Source organism: Micromonospora sp. NPDC049301 (genome assembly GCF_040678715.1).
Lineage (GTDB): Bacteria > Actinomycetota > Actinomycetes > Mycobacteriales > Micromonosporaceae > Micromonospora.
In genome coordinates, this window is sequence record NZ_JBFAQO010000011.1 from 60,886 (window position 1) to 79,413 (window position 18,528).

The window sequence follows — 18,528 nt, forward strand, 5'->3', positions numbered from 1 at the left end:
GGGCGCGCCGACCGGTTGGTCGACACGCCCTCGGGTTCAGCGCGGTTCGGTTCAGACGGTGAACCGGAGCCGGCGACGACGAGCCATCACGAAGAGGCCCGCGCCCGCGGCCAGCAGGACGAGCGCGCCACCCGCGATCATGGTGGTGTTCGCGCCGGTGAGCGGCAGGCCGCCGCCCTCACCCTCGCCACAGTCGGCCGGCTTGACCCACTTCACGGCGTCGGCCGGGTCGCCCTCCTCGCCCTCGATGCTCGGAGTGACGGTGAGCCCCTCGTACGCGTCGAAGGAGACCTCGGTCTTCTTGCCCGGGGTCAGCTCCAGCTTCTTGCTCACGCCCTTCTCGGTGGTGAGCACGATGGTCGCGGTGACGCCGTCCGCCGGGTTGTCGGCGGAGATGACCAGGGCGTCGCAGTCGAAGATGATCTCGAAGACCGGGGCGTTGGGCTCCTCCGGCACCAGCGGGCCGGTGGGCTCGCTCGGCTGCGGGGTCGGCACCGCGGTGGTGGGGGCCGGGGTAGTGGGAGCCGGCGTCGTCGGGGCCGGGCTGGAGGGCTCGACGCTCGGCGTCACGGTCGGCGTCGGCGTGGGTGCCTCCGGCGTCGGGGTGGCGGTCGCCGGCGGCTCGGCGGTGCAGGTCTTGTCCAGCACGGCGGTGCCGGTGGCGGTGTTGGTGTGCAGCCGACCGTCGCGCGTCCACTCCGCGGTGATCTTCAGGTCGAGCGCCGCACCCTTGGCGGTGTACTGCACGCCGACCACGTTGCCGTCGGTCGACTTCGGCAGGTTCCGGCCGGCCGGGATGCCGACGACGGTGGTGTTGGACGGGGTCCACACCTCGGTGATCGTGCCGGCGAGGTCGTCCTCGCTGTTCACCACGGTCCACTGGACGCGGTACACGCCGTCCTCGGCCGTCTCACAGGCGGTGCCGGAGATGGTCGAGTGGTGGGCGAAGGCCGGGGTGGCGACCGTCGCGACGCCAGCGATGCCGATCAGCGCGCCGGCGGCGATGGCCGCCACGCGCCGGAACGGAGACTTGGGAGGGTTCACGCCTGCTCCTGGTGAGGGGGTTACGGATCACGTGGCGGGAGGCCGGGAGGCGGCGCGACCGAGGGGTCACCTACTCACCGGGCGTCGCGCGACGTGGGGGTGTGCCCGCGGCGAAGCGGGGACAGAGGGTGACTGTACTGACGAGTCATGAATGTGGGGAGTGCAGATCATTGCCATCAGGCAATGTCATCGATTCGTGATCATTGATGGTCGGACAGTAGCGGGTCGCTCACCGGCGGCCCCGCGTCCGGTGCCGCTCCGCAATGGACACGACAGACGGCACGGGCGCGCCGACCGGATGGCCGACGCGCCCGTGAGCAGGTCAGGTCAGGCGGTGAAGGTCACCCGACGCCGCCGTGCGATGACGAAGAGCACCGCGCCCGCGATCAGCAGGGCGACCGCACCGGCGGCGATGCCGCCCGCCGCCGCACCGGTGACCGGAAGGCCCGGCTCCTCGCCGCCGGCGCCCCCGCCGCCGCAGTCCTTCTCCGGCGTGTAGATCGCCTCCAGCTCCAGATCCAGGTCCGGCAGGGCGACGAGTGCGGCCTTGGTCTTGCCGGCCTTGAAGGTCACCGTCTCCGACCCGCCGGCCGCGACGGTCCGGGTCTCGGTCTTGTCGCCGTAGGTGAACGTGGCCTTGACCGGAAGCCCACCCTCGGGGTTGGTGACGGTGAGGGCGAAGTTCTTGCAGTCGGCGTCAGTGGTGACGGCCGGCAGGGGGCAGTCCTCGGGGCGCTGCCACGAGTAGGTGCCGTTCTCGACCACCTTGCCGTCGACCAGCACCTCGATCTTGCCGGCGTCCGCGGCGGGCACCACGATGCTGGTGTCGGCCTTGCCGGCCTCGACGGAGACCTTCTTGGACCAGCCGTTCTCGCCCTTGACCTCGAACTCGACCGGGTACTTGCTGGTCTTGCCGTCGTTGCTCAGCGAGACGGCCACCGTGCCGTCGCAGTTGGACGCGAAGGTCGCGGCCGGGGTGGTGCAGCTCTTGTCGCCGCCGTTGTACCAACCCTGCGGGCCGGTCGAGCGGTTGCCCGGCGCGCCCGCCGAACCCAGCTTCTTGTCGCCGTACCGCTTGCCGCCCTCGACCAGCGGGTCGATGACCTGCTCGCCGTCACCCCAGATGAGATCGACCTGGGTGTGGCAGTCCGGGATCTCGACCTTCAGCTCGATCTCGGTCTGCGTGCCACCGATCCAGTCGCTGTCCGGCGTGCCGTAGACGTACTGCGGGGTGGCGAACTGCGGCCGCGGCGCGAAGTACGACACCAGCGTGAACCACTGCTTGCCCTCGCCGCAGAGCGGCAGGTCGCCGTCGAGCTTGACGGTGGCGGTGCCCTTCGGGCCGTCGAAGGTGTGGTTGTACCTGGCCTCGCTGGCCTCGACGCACTTCGGGGCCGGAGCGCAGGACTTGTCGGCGGCGAGGTTGATGCTGCCCTTGTCGGTGTGTTCCGCGGTCTTGCGTCCATCCACCAGCCACTCGGCGTACACCTGGAGGCTGGCGGTGGTGGTGTTGCCCGGCACCCGCTGGACGGCCAGCGTGGAGGACGCCTGGTCGATGACGTAGCCCTGCAGCTGCACCTCCTTCGCGCTCGTGCTGGGCACGTTCACCGGGGTGGCCGGATCGGCGGTCACCGTCTGGAGCGTTGCGTCCTTGTTGGTCTCGCTGTTCTCGACCTTCCACGTGATCACTCGCTCGCCGGTGAGCTGGTCACAGTCGGCGGTCGCGGTGATCGTGGTGTGGTGCGCGCTGGCTGGGGTGGCCACGGCGACGACCCCGGTGAGGCCGATGAGGGCGGCTCCCAGGACGGCCAGCGGTCGCCGTAGCGACAGCTTGGGACGGATCACGGGTACTCCTGGAGTGCTGAAGCGTCAGGGGCGTGGCACGGGAGCGACAGTGGACGGTCACTGCACGTCCGGATGCGGGGGTCGCTCCCGAGCCATGGGCCGGCAGGTTTACGCCGGCACCGGCCGACCCTAGCGAGATCGCCGCAAGTGATACAGCGCTCAGGATTCGTTAAGACCGATGTTATAAATACGAGATCATCAATATACGAAATGTGATGAGGTGGTCGCTCGGACGATACGGGCGGTGTCGGACGCGGTCTCCGTCGGCTCGCGTAGCGTCGGGGTCATGAGCAGGAGGAGACGGTGACCCGGATCGTGGCCGGGACCCTCGGCGGCCGGCGGATCGCCGCGCCCCCCGGTGCCGGCACCCGACCAACGTCCGACCGGGTCCGGGAGGCGCTGTTCAGCGCCGTCCAGGCCGAGGTCGACCTCGACGGCGCCCGCTTCGCGGACCTGTACGCCGGCTCCGGCGCGGTCGGGCTGGAGGCGCTCTCCCGGGGCGCCCGGCATGTGCTGCTGGTCGAGTCCGATGCGCGGGCCGCCCGGGTCATCCGGGAGAACGTGGCCGCCCTGCGGGCCGGCGCCGCGGTCCGCCTGGTGACCGGCAAGGTCGCGACCGTGCTGGCCGCCGGCCCGGACGGCGGGCCGTACGACGTGGTCTTCGCCGACCCGCCGTACGCGGTGCCGGACGCGGAGATCACCGCGCTGCTGACCACCCTGGTCGACGGCGGCTGGCTGGCGAGCGGCGCCCTGGTGGTGCTGGAGCGGTCCAGCCGCACCGGGCCGGTCGAGTGGGTGGACGGGATCACGCCCGAGCGCAGTCGCCGTTACGGCGAGACCACCCTTTGGTACGGTCGCCGATCATGAGACGTGCGGTGTGTCCCGGCTCGTTCGACCCGGTCACCAACGGACACCTCGACATCATCGGCCGGGCCAGCCGGCTCTTCGACGAGGTGATCGTCGGCGTGCTGGTGAACCAGTCGAAGAGCGGCCTGTTCACGGTCGAGGAGCGGATCGACATGCTCCGCGAGGTGACCGCCTCGTACGGCAACGTGCGGGTCGAGTCGTTCCGGGGGCTCCTGGTGGACTTCTGCCGGGCCCAGCAGGCGAGCGTGCTGATCAAGGGCCTGCGGGCGGTCAGCGACTTCGACTACGAGTTGCAGATGGCCCAGATGAACATCGGGCTGGCCGGCGTCGAGACGCTGTTCATGCCGACCAACCCGCTCTACTCGTTCCTCTCCTCCAGTCTGGTCAAGGACGTGGCCAAGTGGGGCGGCGACATCTCCGCCCACGTCCCCGACCGGGTCCGTGAGGCCCTCCAGGCCCGCCTCGGGCCCCGCCCCTGACCCTCCGGCGCCGACCACTAGCTCCGAAATGGCGGCCTTTGCGGTGGTTGTCGGGGTGGCAGGTGCACGATCGCCAGGGTCCCCACCGACGCGGTCGCGTGCGGTGACGATGCCGCGACGCGCCGGGTCGGGGTGGATCGGGCAGGTGTGGGGCGGGCACGACATGATTGGTGGAGCGGGGAACCGGCCGTAGCCCGCATCATGGAGGTCGGCCGACGAACGACAGGAGTGAGGTACCGGTGGACCCGCTCGATCGCATCGACGAACTGATCGCCATGGTGGAGCAGGCCCGCTCCGTCCCGATGTCGCGGAACAACTGCATGGTCGACCGGGGTGAGATGATCGCGGCTCTCGACGAGATGCGCGCCGACCTCCCCGCCGACCTGCGTCGCGCCTCCGCGCTGCTCGACGAGCGGGACAAGATCATGGAAGCCGGCAAGCGCGAGGCGGACCGGATCATCAGCGAGGGTGAGGCGGAACACGCCCGCCTCGTCTCGGTGAACGAGATCACCGTCTCCGCCGAGCACGAGGGTGCCCGGATCATCGCCGAGGCCCGGGCCGAGGCGCAGCGCCTGCGCGAGGAGGTCGACGACTACGTCGACACCGCGCTGGCCAACTTCGAGCAGTTCCTCACCCGGGCGCTCGCCTCGATAGAGCGCGGCCGGGACAAGATGCACGCGCTGCGTGAGATTGGCACCTTCGGTGGGGATGAGGCGGAACGCCCGCTACCCTTCTGAGCGGCACCTCACCAGCCGACATTCTGAGGCGGGCGTCGCCCCCGGTTCGACGGTCCGGCGGTCGCCCAGGTAACCTTTTTTGTCGGCCTCACACCGGCCGGAGTCTGACTATGCCCAAACACTCGCCATCGACACTCGACCCCAGGTCGCCGCTGGTCCTCGACACGAGGGACCTGCCGCGCCGGCCTGGCGCGATGCGTCCGGTCCAGCGGGTCGTGCCGGCACCGGCGGACCTCGGTGTGGAGTTGATCAGCGTTCCGGAGGGCGCGGACCTCGACCTCGATCTGAGGTTGGAGTCGGTGTCCGAGGGCGTGCTCGTCTCCGGGACCATCACCGGTCCCGTCCGGGGCGAGTGCGGGCGCTGCCTGCGCGAGATCAACGACTCGATGGCCGTGACGATCCAGGAGCTGTACGCGTACGAGAACAGCACCACGGACGCCACGACCGACGAGGACGAGGTGGGCCGGATGCAGGGCGATCTGATCGACCTGGAGCCGGCGCTGCGGGACGCGTTGGTGCTCACACTGCCGACCAACCCGCTCTGCCGGGAGGACTGCCCAGGACTGTGTCCCGAATGCGGGACGCACTGGGACGATCTGCCGGCCGACCACAGTCACCAGCAGATCGACCCGCGTTGGGCGGGCCTGTCGCAACTGACCCGTACAGAGGAGTAAGAACCGTGGCCGTCCCGAAGCGCAAGATGTCGCGCAGCAACACCCGGTCCCGCCGGGCGAACTGGAAGGCGACCGTGGTCGCGACCGTCGCGTGCCCGCAGTGCAAGTCCCCGAAGCTGCCGCACGCCGCCTGCTCCGTGTGCGGCACCTACAACGGCCGCCAGGTCATCGAGGTCTGACCTGGACGCCGAGTGACGCCCCCGACCCCGGGTCGGGCGGCGCGCGCACCCTGGCATTCGCCCGGCGCCCCGGCTCCCTCCGACGACGGCCGGCCCACTCCGGCCGGCGTTCCAGTGGAGCCGGGCGCCGCGCGGATCGCCGTTGACCTCCTCGGCGGGGACGACGCTCCCGCCGTCGTGGTTGACGGCGCTCTGCGGGCCGTGCGTGCCGACCCTGACCTGCATCTCCTTCTCGTCGGCCCGGCCGAGGTCGCCGACGAGCTGATCGCTGCGCTCGATCCGGCCCAACGCGCCCGGATCACGGTGCGGCCGGTCCGCGACGCGGTCGGCATGGCCGACCATCCCAGCGCCGCCCGCGCGGAGAGCACCGTGCGGGCCGCCGTCACCGCCGTCCGCGACGGCACCGCCGACGCCCTGGTCTCCGCCGGCGCCACCGGTGCCACCGTCACCGCCGCCGTGCTCGGCCTCGGCCGCTGGCCCGAGATCCGTCAACCGGCCCTCGTCGCCACCCTGCCCGCCGTCGCCGGGCCGGTCGTGCTGCTCGACGTCGGCGGCTCGCTGGAGCCCCGCCCGGCCACCCTCGCCCGGCACGCCGTGCTCGGCGCCGCGTACGCCGCGGTGGCGCACTCGGTCGCGGAGCCGCGCGTCGGCCTGCTCTCCGTCGGCACCGAGGCCGGCAAGGGCGACCGGGTCCGCCGGGCCACCGATCCGCTGCTCGCCGTCGAACCGCTGCCCGCCGGGGCGCGCTACGTCGGGCTGGTCGAGGGGTACGACGTCGCCCTCGGCGCGCGCGCCGATGTGGTGGTCACCGACGGCTTCACCGGTAACGTGCTGCTCAAGGCGATCGAGGGCGCGTACGCGATGGCGGGCGGCCCGCCCGTCGGTGGTGGCGCCCCCCGCGCCGCCGCCCTGCTCGGCGTAGCCGGGACGGTGGTCGTCTGCCACGGCTCCGCTCGCGCCGCCGACGTCGCCTCCGGCATCGGCCTCGCCGCCCACCTGTGGCGGCGGCGCGCCACCGACCTGGTCTCCGCGTTGCTCGACGGCGACGCCGCGACGCACCGCACCGACCGCTCAACCGACACCGAGGTACGCACATCATGAGCAACGACAAGCGGCGGCGGGCGTCCGTCGGTCACCTGGAAGCCGCGTTCGGCGTGAGCCTGGATCCCGACCTGCTGCAACGCGCGCTGACCCACCGCTCGTACGCGTACGAGAACGGCGGCCTGCCCACCAACGAGCGGCTGGAGTTCCTCGGCGACTCGGTGCTCGGTGTGGTGATCACCACGGCGCTCTTCCACAACCACCCGGACCTGCCCGAGGGGCAGTTGGCGAAGCTGCGGGCCAGCGTGGTCAACATGCGCGCGCTCGCCGACGTGGCCCGCGGTCTGGGCCCGGACGGCCTCGGCGCGTACCTGCTGCTCGGCAAGGGCGAGGAGACCACCGGCGGCCGGGACAAGGCGAGCATCCTGGCCGACACCCTGGAGGCGCTGCTCGGCGCGATCTACCTCCAGTATGGGCTGGACACCGCCGGGCTCGTCATCCACCGGCTCTTCGACCCGTTGATGGCCGAGTCGGCCGGTCGGGGCGCCGCCCTGGACTGGAAGACGAGCCTCCAGGAGTTGACGGCGGCGCTCGGGCTCGGCGTGCCGGAGTACCGGATCGAGGGCACCGGCCCGGACCACCTCAAGACGTTCACCGCCTGGGTGGTGGTGGCCGGCAACCGGTACGGCGGCGCCGAGGGGCGCAGCAAGAAGGAGGCCGAGCAGCGTGCCGCCGAGGCGGCCTGGCGCACGCTCGCCGATCCGGACGGCGAGGACGGCGAAGCTGGTCAGGACGGTCAGGCCGGGGCGAGCGGGCGGACCGACCGGGATGAGCCGTTCGGGCCGATGGAACGGGCCGAGCGGGCGGCGCAGAGCGAGCAGGCCGACCACCGGGCGCAGGCCATGTCGGCCGACGTCGCGGACGAGCAGGCCGGCGTCGGTGCCGAGCAGGCCCGGGCCAACGGCACGCGTACGACAGCCGAGGCGACCGGCGCCGATCGTGAGGCGGGGCTGCGACGTGCCTGAGCTGCCCGAGGTGGAGACCGTCCGGCAGGGGCTGGCCCAGTGGGTCATCGGCCGCCGGATCGCCTCCGTCGAGGTCCGCCACCCCCGCGCGGTCCGCCGGCACGTCCCCGGCGGCGCGCACTTCGCCGACGTGCTCGCCGGCCGGACGGTGCTGGACGTCCGCCGCCGCGGAAAGTACCTGTGGCTGCCTCTGGACAGCGGCCACGCGGTGATCGGGCACCTCGGGATGTCCGGTCAGCTGCTGCTCCAGCCGCCCGGCACGCCCGACGAGACCCACCTGCGGGTGCGGTTCCGCTTCGCCGACGACGGGCCGGAGCTGCGCTTCGTCGACCAGCGCACGTTCGGCGGGCTCTCGGTCAGCGAGGGCGGCGCCGACCTGCCCGCGGAGATCGCACACATCGCCCGCGACCCGATGGACCCGGAGTTCTCCGACGCGGAGTTCGTCGCCGCGCTGCGCCGCCGCCGTACCGAGGTGAAGCGGGCCCTGCTCGACCAGACCCTGATCTCCGGGGTGGGCAACATCTACGCCGACGAGGCGCTCTGGCGCGCGGGGCTGCACGGCGCCCGCCCCACCGACGCGCTGACCGGCCCGGCCGCACAGCGCCTGCTCGGCCACGTCCGCGACGTGCTCGCCGAGGCGATCAAGGAGGGCGGCACCAGCTTCGACGCCCTCTACGTGAACGTCAACGGCGAGAGCGGCTACTTCGACCGGGCGCTGAACGTCTACGGCCGGGAGGGTGAGCCGTGCCGGCGGTGCGGCACGCCGGTCCGCCGGGAGGCGTTCATGAACCGCTCCTCGTACAGCTGCCCGCGCTGTCAGCCCCGCCCCCGGGGTTCCCTTCGGGGATGACCCGGAGCCGGCTCCGGGTCGGCGTCGGCGGGTCGGGTCCGACCGGTCCGGGGTGGACCCCGGCGGTTGTCCGGATCGCGGGGTGATGCCCGCTGGTGTCGCCCGAGCGGCCCCGCCGTCCGGGTGGACCGGATCCGGGGACGGCCGGGGCGGATCCCCGATGTGACCGTCTCGTCACGCCCCTAGCGTCAGCACCGTTGACAGGGGGTTGACGTGACAGGGGGACCCGAGATGGGCACAAGACCGGTGACGGTGCGGATGGCGCGGTGGAGCGCCGAGCACCCGTGGCGGGCGATCGCGCTGTGGGCCGTGTTCGTGGCGGTGTGCTTCCTCGGTGGCAACGCCGCCGGCCTCAACGAGGCGACCAGCAGCGACCAGGCGATCGGTGAGGCCGGGCGGGCCAGCCTGATCGTGGATGCCGGCGACTTCGACGACCCGGCCGTGGAGAACGTCCTGATCACCTCGCGGGGCGGCGCGCTGGACCCGGCGGCGGCGAAGGCGGCGGCGGACGACGCGGCGGCCCGCCTGCGTTCGGTCACCGGCGTCGCCGAGATCGGCCCGCCGGTCACCGCCCGGGACGGCTCGGCGCTGCTGCTGCCGATCACCATGTCCGGCGATCCGGACACCGCGTCCGACCGGGTGCAGCCGCTGCGCGACGCCACCGCCACCGTCCAGGAGGCGCACCCGCAGCTGCGCGTGGAGCAGGTTGGCGGGCCGTCGATCGGCCAGGCCCTCGACGACACCCTCGGCAAGGACTTCAAGCGCGCCGAGCTGCTCAGCCTGCCGGTCACCCTGGCCATCCTGATCATCGCGTTCGGCGCGCTGATCGCGGCCAGCGTGCCGGTGCTGCTGGCGCTCTCCTCGGTCGCCGCCGCGATGGGTCTCTCCACCCTCGCCTCGCACCTCGTGCCGGCCACCGACACCACGGCGCCGGTGATCCTGCTGATCGGCATGGCGGTCGGGGTCGACTACTCACTGTTCTACGTCCGACGGGAACGGGAGGAACGCGCCAAGGGCCGATCCGGCCTGGACGCGGTGGAGATCGCGGCGGAGACCTCCGGGCACGCCGTGGTGGTCTCCGGCTTCGCGGTGATCATCTCGATGGCCGGGCTGCTCCTCGCGGGCGACGTGGTCTTCTCGTCACTGGCCGTCGGCTCGATCCTGGTGGTCGCGGTCGCGGTGGTCGGCTCGCTGACCGTGCTGCCCGCCCTGCTGGCCAAACTGGGTCGCTGGGTCGACCGGCCCCGGGTGCCGCTGCTCTGGCGACTGACCGCGCCGCGCGCCGGCCGGCACGGCCAGCCCCGCGCGCCCCGGCTCTGGCCGGCGGTGCTCCGGCCCGCCCTGCGCGCCCCGGTGCCGACCCTGGTCATCTCGGTCGGGCTGCTGCTGGCGCTGGCCGCTCCGGCGCTCGGCATGAAGCTGAAGTTCCCCGGCATGGAGGACCTGCCGCGCACCACCCCGGCGATGCAGGCGTACGACCGGCTCACCGCCGCCTTCCCGAGCACCGGCACCAACCACGTGGTGGCCGTCCGGGCGCCGGCCGAGCAGGCCGACCGGGTCCGCGGCGCGCTCACCGACCTGGCCACCCGGGCGGCCGGCGACCCGCTGTTCGCGCCCACCGAGGCGGACGGCCCGAAGATCGAGGTGTCGACCGACCGGCGGGTGTCGGTGCTGGAGGTCGCCACCCCGTACGCCAGCAGGGACGACCGGTCGGTGCAGTCGCTGGAGAAGCTGCGCGGCGACCTGGTCCCGGCCGAGCTGCGGGGCATTCCCGGCGTCGAGTACGCGGTGGGCGGCAGCGTGGCCGACAGCGAGGACTACGCGCAGCACGTCCGGGACAAGCTGCCGCTGGTGATGGCCTTCGTGCTGGTGCTCACCTTCCTGGTCATGGTGCTCACCTTCCGGTCGGTGGTGGTGGCGGCCAGCGCGATCGCGCTGAACCTGCTCTCCGCCGGCGCCGCGTACGGGCTGCTGGTGCTGGTCTTCCAGGGCGACTGGGCGGCGGGGCCACTCGGCTTCACCTCGATGGGCGCGATCGTGTCCTGGCTGCCGCTGTTCCTCTTCGTGGTGCTCTTCGGCCTCTCGATGGACTATCACGTCTTCGTGGTCAGCCGGATCCGAGAGGGCGTACGGGCCGGCATGTCCAACCGGGACGCGGTGGCGTACGGGATCACGTCCTCGGCCGGCGTGGTGACCAGTGCGGCGATCGTGATGGTCGGGGTGTTCTCGATCTTCGCCACGCTGAGCACGATCGACATGAAGCAGCTCGGCATCGGCCTGGCGGCGGCGATCCTGCTGGACGCCACGATCATCCGGGGCGTGGTGCTGCCGGCGCTGATGACCATGCTCGGCGACGCCAACTGGTGGGCCCCCCGCTTCCTGCGCCAGCGCCCGACGCCCGCACCGACCGACCCACCGGCCTCCGCCCCGGAGCTGGTGTCGGTGTCCTGACCGCCTTCCGCGCCGGGCCGGGCCGCGACCGCGGTTCGGCCCGGCCGTGCGCCCCGGTCGACCACCAGCGCGGGATGGTCAGGGCAGGGGGCAGGCTTCCCGCCAGTCGTCCAGCGTCCGCTCCTTGCGGATGGACGCGAAGCCGTAGCCGACGGTGGTGACGCAGAAGTCGTCGGTCGAGCCGGTGTACTCGACGTGGAAGACCGGCTTGTCGGCGTCGGCGAAGGGCAGCAGCTTCGCGCACTGATCCAGCCGGACGCACTCCTCGTTCACCGCGAAGTCGAAGTCCGGGGCCAGCGCGGCGAGCTGCGGCACGTCGTTGACCAGCCCGGGGGAGAGGTCCAGCGACCGGGCCAGGCGGGCCAGCCGGCGGTTGAACAGCAGTTGGTGGTCGAAGTCGAGCGGGAAGCCGCTGTGCTGCGCGTACCCGTCGGCGTCGGCCAGCGCCACCGCGCCGAAGCCCTTGCCCCGGCAGAGCCGGAACCGGTCGGCCAGCACCGGTTCGAGGTCGTCCCACCGCCGGACGTCCAGCCACCGGCTGCCGGGCTGGCGGCCGGTCGAGCCCTGCGCGACGGCCGGGAGCCGGCTGGCGTCCGGGTCGGCCGAGCGGACCGAGCCGACGTACACCTGGCAGATCAGGCGGCGGTCGCGAGCGCGCAGCTCGGCGGTCTGGGCGGCGGTGGTGGCCACCGGGTCGAGCAGGAAGACGTCGGCGTCCACCGCCGTGTCGAGCGGGCCGTGCAGCTGCCACTGCCACTGCCAGTGCCGGGCCTGGTCTGCCGGCCACCGGGTGGGCGCGCCGGGCGGGGTGAACTCGGTCCGGCAGCCGTACGCCGGCACCACCAGGACGAGCGCGACGCAGGCCGACACGATGCGGCGCAGCGGGCATACGACGGCGCGTCGCCGCGGCCGGATCCGCATCGGCAGCTCCCGGGTCCCGGGCGGCCCGTCGCCGCCCTCACCGGTACGCCGCCCCCACGCTCCGGCCCGGCGTACCTCACCGGGTCAAACGAGCGCGGGGGCGGGGACGACGCGCGGTCAGCGCGGTGCCGCGAAGACCTGCGTCCAGTACGGGCCGTTGCTGTTGGCGATGCCGACGCCGATCTCGGTGAACGCGCAGTTCAGGATGTTCGCCCGGTGGCCGGAGCTGTTCATCCAGGCGTCCATCACGGCGGCCGGGGTCTTCTGGTTCCACGCCACGTTCTCGCCGTAGGTGCGCCAGGTGTAGCCGACCCGGTCCAGCCGGACGCCGGCGTTGCTGCCGTCGCTGCCGGTGTGCGACATGTTCTGGTGGTCGGCCTGGTCCTGGCTGTGCCGCTGGGCGGCGGTCATCAGCTTGTCGTCGATGCTCAGCGCCTTGCAGCCGGCCTTGGCCCGTTCGGCGTTGACCAGGTCTACCACCTCGCGGGCCTGGGCGCTGACGGTGCCGGTGCCGCTGCTGCTGGAGCCCGTGCCTTTGGTGGTGCTCGGCGCGCTGCTGCGCTGGGCGCTGCGCCGCGAGGCGGCCGTGGTGCGCGACGACGCCGGGGTGGGCTTGACGACCTTGCTCGGCGTCGGGCTCGGCCGGGCGGAGGTGGCCGCGGCGGTCGGGGAGGGTGCGACCAGGGTGTCGCCCGCCGGCTCTCCGGTCGGGTCCACCGGCGCGGCGGCGAGGGTGTCGTCGACGGCGGTCGGCTCGGTGGCCGCGTCGTTGCCGCCGGGCAGCGCGAGCGCGCCGACACCGAGGCTCACGACGAGGGTGGCCGTCGCGGCAGCGCCGCCGATCATCAGCGGTCGGCGCCAGCGCCGCGGGGAGCGGTGCCGCCCCTCGCCCGGCCGGCCGCCACCGGTCGGACCGGCCTGCCAGCCGCCGGTGGTCTCCTCGACGGGAGCGTCGCCGCGCCAGCCGACGGTCGGCTCGTCGTGCTGCCGGTAGGCGGGCTCGTACGCCGGCCAGGCGGCGGTGTGGCCGTCGGCCGGCCCGTCCGGCGCCGTCGGCTCCGGCTGCCAACGGGTGGTCGGCTGCGCGCGGTGCCACTCGTCGGCGGGTTGGTCGGGGTCGTCACCGAACAGGTAGGCCGAGCGGGGTTCCGGGTGATCCCTCAGCCAGTCCGGCTCGTCGGTCGGCCGCTCGGCACGCCGGGGGGCGCCGTTCGGGTCCATCGGGTCGGTCGAGCCGTACACGGCACTGCCTCCACGGGGTCGGTTGCGGGCCGGGCTGACGCTACGACCAGGCCGCGACCTGCGGCAACGTGGCTAAGGAAGAGTTAAGGGGAAGTCGGACGCCAGGGTGCGGACTTCCGGGGATTTCGGCGTACAGTAAAGGTGTCCGGACAGAGAGTGTCCGTGCCTTGAGGCAGCCCCCCGACAAGTGGACAGGTCGACGTAGAGATGATCTACGGCCTGCGAGAACTTGACGAAGGAGGGGTTTGCGGCTCAATATATAGGTGTCGCCAGTCGCGCCCGGTCATGCCCAGATACAGCTGGAATGACAGTCGCGTATAAATGGGCGCGCGTTGGCCGGCCTTTCCGGCAGCGCATATCAAGGAGTCAGCATGGCGAAGGCCCTCTACGGCCACGTAGGTGCAGCGCCCGACCGGCGTCTGCTCGACGAGGTCACCCGACTGCGTGCCAGGGTTCAGGCACTGGAGTTCGAGATCACGCGTCTGCGTGCCGACAACGATCGGCTCGCGGCGGCTGCGGCGGAGGCGGACGACCTGCTTCGTCTGGCCGAGCCGGCGCTGACCTGATCTTCGGGGTCGGAAAACTGAATCGCACCATCGCAAAAATGCGCGCCGACACCTCTGTGCCGGCGCGCAACGCTGTCCGGCCCCTTTCCCGGTCGACGATTTGTGATCTTGCGTTGGGCGGCAGTGGAACCGCGCCAGTCGTTTCCGGAAACGCATCGGTCGGCGTACTGATCATGAACGCTGTTTGTCTTTCTCGCCGTCTCCCGAACAACAGCGCGGCCGGCTCGCGGTCGTGGCCCGCACGCCCACCGGCGGCACTTCGAGGCGGGTCGCGTGCCCGACGGGTCCCGCCACCGGGTTAGTCTGCGGGTTCACCCAGGTCCGCGCAGCCGGCGACGGTACGGCGGCCACCGGACGAGGATCGAGAAGGTGTATCTCAAGAGCCTGACCGTGCGGGGCTTCAAGTCCTTCGCCTCCGCCACGACGTTGAAGCTGGAGCCCGGGATCACCTGCGTGGTGGGCCCGAACGGTTCCGGCAAGTCCAACGTCGTCGACGCCATCGCCTGGGTGCTCGGCGAGCAGGGCGCGAAGGCGCTGCGCGGCGGCAAGATGGAGGACGTCATCTTCGCCGGCACCGCCGGCCGGGCGCCGTTGGGTCGCGCCGAGGTCACCCTCACCATCGACAACACCGACGGCGCGCTGCCGATCGAGTACACCGAGGTCTCCATCACCCGCCGGATGTTCCGCTCCGGCGAGAGCGAGTACGAGATCAACGGCAACTCGTGCCGCCTGCTGGACATCCAGGAGCTGCTCTCCGACTCCGGTATCGGCCGGGAGATGCACATCATCGTCGGCCAGGGCCGGCTCGACGGCATGCTGCACGCCAAGCCGGAGGACCGCCGGGCGTTCATCGAGGAGGCCGCCGGCGTCCTCAAGCACCGCAAGCGCAAGGAAAAGGCGCTGCGCAAGCTCGACGCGATGCAAGTGAATCTCAACCGCGTGACCGACCTCACGGCCGAGCTGCGTCGCCAGCTCAAGCCGCTGGGCCGGCAGGCCGAGGTGGCCCGGCGTGCCGCCGCCATCCAGGCCAACCTGCGCGACGCCCGGCTGCGGCTGCTCGCCGACGACCTGGCCACCCTGCGGACCACCCTGGACCGGGAGATCGCCGACGAGACCGCGCTGCGGGAGCGGCGCGAGCAGGTCGAGGCCGAGCACGCCGAGGTGCAGGGCCGGCTCGGTGAGCTGGAGGCCGCGCTGGCCGAGGACGCTCCGCTGCTCGCCGCCGCCCAGGACACCTGGTACAAGCTGTCCGCACTGCAGGAACGCTTCCGGTCGATCGAACAGCTCGCCCGGGAACGGCTGCGGCACCTGAGCGCCACCGGCGACGACGAACGGACCGGCCGCGACCCGGACCAGCTGGAGGCCGAGGCCGAGCGGGTCCGCGAGCAGGAGGAGGACCTGCGGGCGGCACTCACCGACGACCAGATCCGGCTGGCGGAGGCCGTGGAGCACCGCCAGGAGCTGGAACGGCAGCTCGCCGCCGCCGAGCGGGAGCTGGTCGCCGCCGCCAAGGCCATCGCCGATCGGCGGGAGGGGCTGGCGCGGCTCACCGGCCAGGTCAACTCGGCCCGTGCCCGGACCACCAGCGCCGGCGAGGAGATCGAACGGCTCGCCGTCGCGCACGCCGATGCCATGGGCCGAGCCGAGCAGGCGCAGGCCGACCTGGACGCGGTCTCCGCGCAGTCCACCGAGGCGGACCGGGACAACGCCGACCTGGATGCCCGGCACGCCGAGGCGGTCGCCGGGCAGGAGCGGGCGCAGGCCACCGTCCGGTCACTGGCCGACGCGGAGCGGGCGGCGGAGAAGGACGCGGCCACCTGGAAGGCCCGGGAGGAGGCGCTCTCGCTGGGCCTGCGGCGCAAGGACGGCGCGGGCGCGCTGCTCGCCCGAGCCGGCGACGTACCCGGCCTGCTCGGCAGCCTGGCCGGTCTGCTCACCGTCGCCCCGGGTCACGAGGCCGCGCTGGCCGCCGCGCTCGGTGGCCTCGCCGACGCGGTCGCGGTCAGCGGGGTGGACGAGGCCGTCGAGGCGATGCGGCTGCTGAAGATCTCCGACGCGGGCCGGGCCGGCCTGCTGGTGGGCAGCCCGGCCGGGCCCGGCATGACCGGCTCCGCCGACGCGCTGCGCCCGAAGGTGCCCGACGGCGCCCACTGGGCACCCGACCTGGTGGAGTGCGCCGCCGAGCTGCGGCCCGCGGTGCACCGGGCGCTGCGCGACGTGGTGCTCGTCGACGATCTGGCCGCGGCGGCCGACCTGGTCGCCGGCAACCCCGAGCTGCGCGCGGTCACCCCCGACGGCGACGTGGTCGGGGCGTACGCGGCGGCGGGTGGGTCGGCCAAGGCGCCCAGCTACATCGAGGTGCAGGCGGCCGTCGAGGAGGCCCGCGCCAACCGGCTCGCCGCCGAGCGCACCGGCGCCGAGCTGCGCGACCAGCTCGTCGAGGCGCGCGCCGAGGTGGCCGCCGCCAAGGAGGCCGTGCAGCACGCCGCCGCCGAGAAGCGCGAGGCGGAGAGCCACCGCAACGCCGCCGCCCGCCGGCTGGCCGAGCTGGGCGCGGCGGCCCGCTCGGCGAAGGCGGAGACCGACCGCCTCGGCGAGTCCCGGGCCCGCGCCGAGGCGGCCCGGCAGCGGGACCTCACCGCGCTCGCCGAGCTGGAGGAGCGGCTGCGGCTGGCCGAGGAGACCCCGGTCGACGCCGAGCCCTCCGCCGAGGAACGGGACCAGCTCGCCGCCATGGTGCCGCAGGCGCGGCAGAACGAGATGGAGGTCCGGCTCGCGGTGCGTACCGCCGAGGAGCGGGTCTCCTCGATCGCCGGCCGGGCCGACTCGCTGGCCCGGCAGGCCACCGCGGAGCGGGCCGCCCGGGAACGCGCCGCGGCCCGGCGGGCCGCGCGCACCCGGGGCGCGGGCATCGCCCGGGCAGTCGCCGCCGGTGCCCGGGAGGCGCTCACCCGGCTCACCACCTCGATCGCGGCGGCCGAGGAGCACCGCGACGCGGTGGCCCGGGAACGCGCCGCCCGCGAGGCGGAGCTCCAGGAGGTACGCGGGGCCGCCAAGCGGTTCGGGGCGGAGCTGGAGCGGCTGACCAGCCAGGTCCACCGGGACGAGGTGGCCCGCGCCGAGCAGCGGCTGCGCATCGAGCAGTTGGAGGCGAAGGCCGCCGAGGACTTCGGGCTGGACGTGGAGACCCTGGTCGCCGAGTACGGCCCCACCCAGCCCGTCCCGCCCACCCAGGCCGACGTCGCGGCGGCCGAACGCGACGGGCTCGGTGTGCCCGAGCCGGTCCGCTACGAGCGGCCGGTGCAGGAGAAGCGGGCCGCCAAGGCGGAACGGGAACTGGCCCTGCTCGGCAAGGTCAACCCGCTCGCGCTGGAGGAGTTCGCCGCGCTGGAGGAGCGCTACAAGTTCCTCTCCGAGCAGCTGGAGGACCTCAAGGCCACCCGGCGGGACCTGCTCACCGTGGTCAAGGACGTCGACGAGCGGATCCTGGAGGTCTTCGCCAGCGCGTTCGAGGACACGGCGCGGGAGTTCGAGCAGGTGTTCACCGTGCTCTTCCCCGGCGGCGAGGGCCGGCTGATCCTCACCGACCCCGAGGACCTGCTCACCACCGGCGTCGAGGTGGAGGCCCGCCCGCCGGGCAAGAAGATCAAGCGGTTGTCCCTGCTCTCCGGTGGCGAGCGGTCACTGACTGCGGTGGCCATGCTGGTGGCGATCTTCCGCGCCCGGCCCAGCCCGTTCTACATCATGGACGAGGTGGAGGCGGCCCTGGACGACGTGAACCTGGGCCGGCTGATCACGCTGCTGGCACAGTTGCGGGAGAAGAGCCAGCTGATCGTCATCACGCACCAGAAGCGGACGATGGAGATCGCGGACGCGCTCTACGGCGTGACCATGCGCAGCGGAGTCACTCAGGTGATCAGTCAGCGGCTCAACCGGGCCGACGAGGACGACCAGCGGCGCAGCCGCGGCGAGGAGAACGGGTAGTGGCTCGGGAACGCGCGACGGCGCTCCTGCTGGATCTGGACGGCGTGCTGCGCCGGTTCGACCCGGCGGTGGCCGCCGGGGTGGAGCGGGAGTACGGCCTGGCCGACGGGGTGCTCACCGAGATCGCCATGCAGTGGGGTCGCCTCCAGCCGGTGCTGACCGGCCAGATCAACCACGCCGACTGGGTGAACAGCGTGGCCGACGCGCTGGCCGAGCCGGCCGGCGGGCCGGACCGGGCCCGGGCCGCGGTGGAGCGGTGGCAGCGCTACCGGGGCGAGGTGGACACCGAGGTGCTCGACTTCGTCCGGGAGGCGCGGGCCGGCGGGATCAAGGTCGGCCTGGCCACCAACGCCACCGACCTGCTCGACGCGGACCTGGCCACGCTGGGCCTGACCGGTGAGCTGGACGTGGTGGTGAACTCCTCCGCGCTCGGCGTGCACAAGCCGGCCCCGGAGTACTTCCAGGCCGCCTGCGCGGCGTTGGCCACCCCGCCGTCCCGGGTGCTCTTCGTCGACGACGAGGACTGGGCCGTGCGGGGCGCCCGGGCCGCCGGGCTGTCGGCGCACCGCTGGGGCGGCCACGCCGACCTGCGCTACCTGCGGGCGGCACTGAACTACTGAGCG

General features: G+C 72.9%; 15 protein-coding genes and 1 pseudogene. 12 read left to right on the plus strand and 4 right to left on the minus strand.

What is annotated here, in order from left to right; genetic code table 11:
• Positions 1–51: 51 nt before the first annotated feature.
• A complete protein-coding gene (locus AB0K07_RS26835) occupies positions 52–1,044 on the minus strand; it encodes an LPXTG cell wall anchor domain-containing protein (protein ID WP_363758996.1) in 993 nt (330 codons plus the stop codon).
• 327 nt (positions 1,045–1,371) lie between these two features.
• Positions 1,372–2,889 carry a cell wall anchor protein gene (locus AB0K07_RS26840; RefSeq protein ID WP_363758999.1) on the minus strand — a complete coding sequence of 506 codons (1,518 nt, stop codon included), beginning with the start codon at positions 2,887–2,889 and terminating at the stop codon, positions 1,372–1,374.
• Between the two features lie 303 nt (positions 2,890–3,192).
• Here AB0K07_RS26840 and rsmD point away from each other — a divergent pair, with 303 nt between their 5' ends.
• The 9 genes and pseudogenes from rsmD to AB0K07_RS26885 all read left to right on the plus strand — a co-directional run bounded on the left by rsmD (position 3,193) and on the right by AB0K07_RS26885 (position 11,192).
• The gene (rsmD, locus tag AB0K07_RS26845; RefSeq protein WP_363759002.1) at positions 3,193–3,756 is read left to right on the plus strand and encodes a 16S rRNA (guanine(966)-N(2))-methyltransferase RsmD; all 564 of its coding nucleotides are present in this window, start codon (positions 3,193–3,195) and stop codon (positions 3,754–3,756) included.
• Entirely contained in the window at positions 3,753–4,235 is a 483-nt protein-coding gene (gene coaD / locus AB0K07_RS26850) for a pantetheine-phosphate adenylyltransferase (protein WP_109816179.1), read from the plus strand. The genes rsmD and coaD overlap by 4 nt, the downstream gene beginning before the upstream one ends.
• A 239-nt stretch (positions 4,236–4,474) precedes the next feature.
• Positions 4,475–4,972: a hypothetical protein gene (locus AB0K07_RS26855; RefSeq protein ID WP_109816180.1), complete on the plus strand. Its 498-nt coding sequence runs from the start codon at positions 4,475–4,477 to the stop codon at positions 4,970–4,972.
• A 110-nt stretch (positions 4,973–5,082) separates the two neighbouring features.
• Entirely contained in the window at positions 5,083–5,646 is a 564-nt protein-coding gene (locus tag AB0K07_RS26860) for a YceD family protein (RefSeq protein WP_363759007.1), read from the plus strand.
• Positions 5,647–5,651: 5 nt separating this feature from the next.
• Positions 5,652–5,825, plus strand: a complete 174-nt coding sequence (gene rpmF / locus AB0K07_RS26865; protein ID WP_074317731.1) for a 50S ribosomal protein L32 — start codon at positions 5,652–5,654, stop codon at positions 5,823–5,825.
• Positions 5,826–5,939: 114 nt separating this feature from the next.
• Positions 5,940–6,926, plus strand: a complete 987-nt coding sequence (locus AB0K07_RS26870; RefSeq protein WP_363759176.1) for a phosphate acyltransferase PlsX — start codon at positions 5,940–5,942, stop codon at positions 6,924–6,926.
• A pseudogene (gene rnc / locus AB0K07_RS26875) lies at positions 6,923–7,621 on the plus strand (ribonuclease III); the annotation flags it as partial. The gene AB0K07_RS26870 and the pseudogene rnc, both read left to right, overlap by 4 nt.
• A gap of 262 nt (positions 7,622–7,883) precedes the next feature.
• Complete coding sequence (gene mutM / locus AB0K07_RS26880; protein ID WP_363759010.1) at positions 7,884–8,741, plus strand: bifunctional DNA-formamidopyrimidine glycosylase/DNA-(apurinic or apyrimidinic site) lyase; 858 nt, start codon at positions 7,884–7,886, stop codon at positions 8,739–8,741.
• A gap of 231 nt (positions 8,742–8,972) precedes the next feature.
• Positions 8,973–11,192 carry an MMPL family transporter gene (locus tag AB0K07_RS26885; RefSeq protein ID WP_363759013.1) on the plus strand — a complete coding sequence of 740 codons (2,220 nt, stop codon included), beginning with the start codon at positions 8,973–8,975 and terminating at the stop codon, positions 11,190–11,192.
• A 78-nt stretch (positions 11,193–11,270) separates the two neighbouring features.
• Here AB0K07_RS26885 and AB0K07_RS26890 read toward each other — a convergent pair whose 3' ends face one another.
• Together AB0K07_RS26890 and AB0K07_RS26895 are read right to left on the minus strand one after the other, a co-directional pair.
• Positions 11,271–12,113, minus strand: a complete 843-nt coding sequence (locus AB0K07_RS26890; RefSeq protein ID WP_363759016.1) for an endo alpha-1,4 polygalactosaminidase — start codon at positions 12,111–12,113, stop codon at positions 11,271–11,273.
• Between the two features lie 117 nt (positions 12,114–12,230).
• On the minus strand, positions 12,231–13,355 hold the full coding sequence (locus AB0K07_RS26895) for a CAP domain-containing protein (RefSeq protein WP_363759019.1): 1,125 nt from the start codon (positions 13,353–13,355) through the stop codon (positions 12,231–12,233).
• 371 nt (positions 13,356–13,726) lie between these two features.
• Between AB0K07_RS26895 and AB0K07_RS26900 the strand changes: the two genes are divergently transcribed.
• From AB0K07_RS26900 to AB0K07_RS26910, 3 genes are all read left to right on the plus strand, one after another.
• Positions 13,727–13,921, plus strand: coding sequence for a hypothetical protein (locus AB0K07_RS26900; protein WP_007456482.1), 195 nt, complete (start codon positions 13,727–13,729; stop codon positions 13,919–13,921).
• 369 nt (positions 13,922–14,290) lie between these two features.
• Positions 14,291–17,905: a chromosome segregation protein SMC gene (gene smc, locus AB0K07_RS26905; RefSeq protein ID WP_363759022.1), complete on the plus strand. Its 3,615-nt coding sequence runs from the start codon at positions 14,291–14,293 to the stop codon at positions 17,903–17,905.
• Positions 17,905–18,525 (plus strand): HAD-IA family hydrolase, encoded by a 621-nt coding sequence (locus tag AB0K07_RS26910; RefSeq protein ID WP_363759025.1) that lies wholly within the window; start codon positions 17,905–17,907, stop codon positions 18,523–18,525. The genes smc and AB0K07_RS26910 overlap by 1 nt, the downstream gene beginning before the upstream one ends.
• Positions 18,526–18,528: the final 3 nt, after the last annotated feature.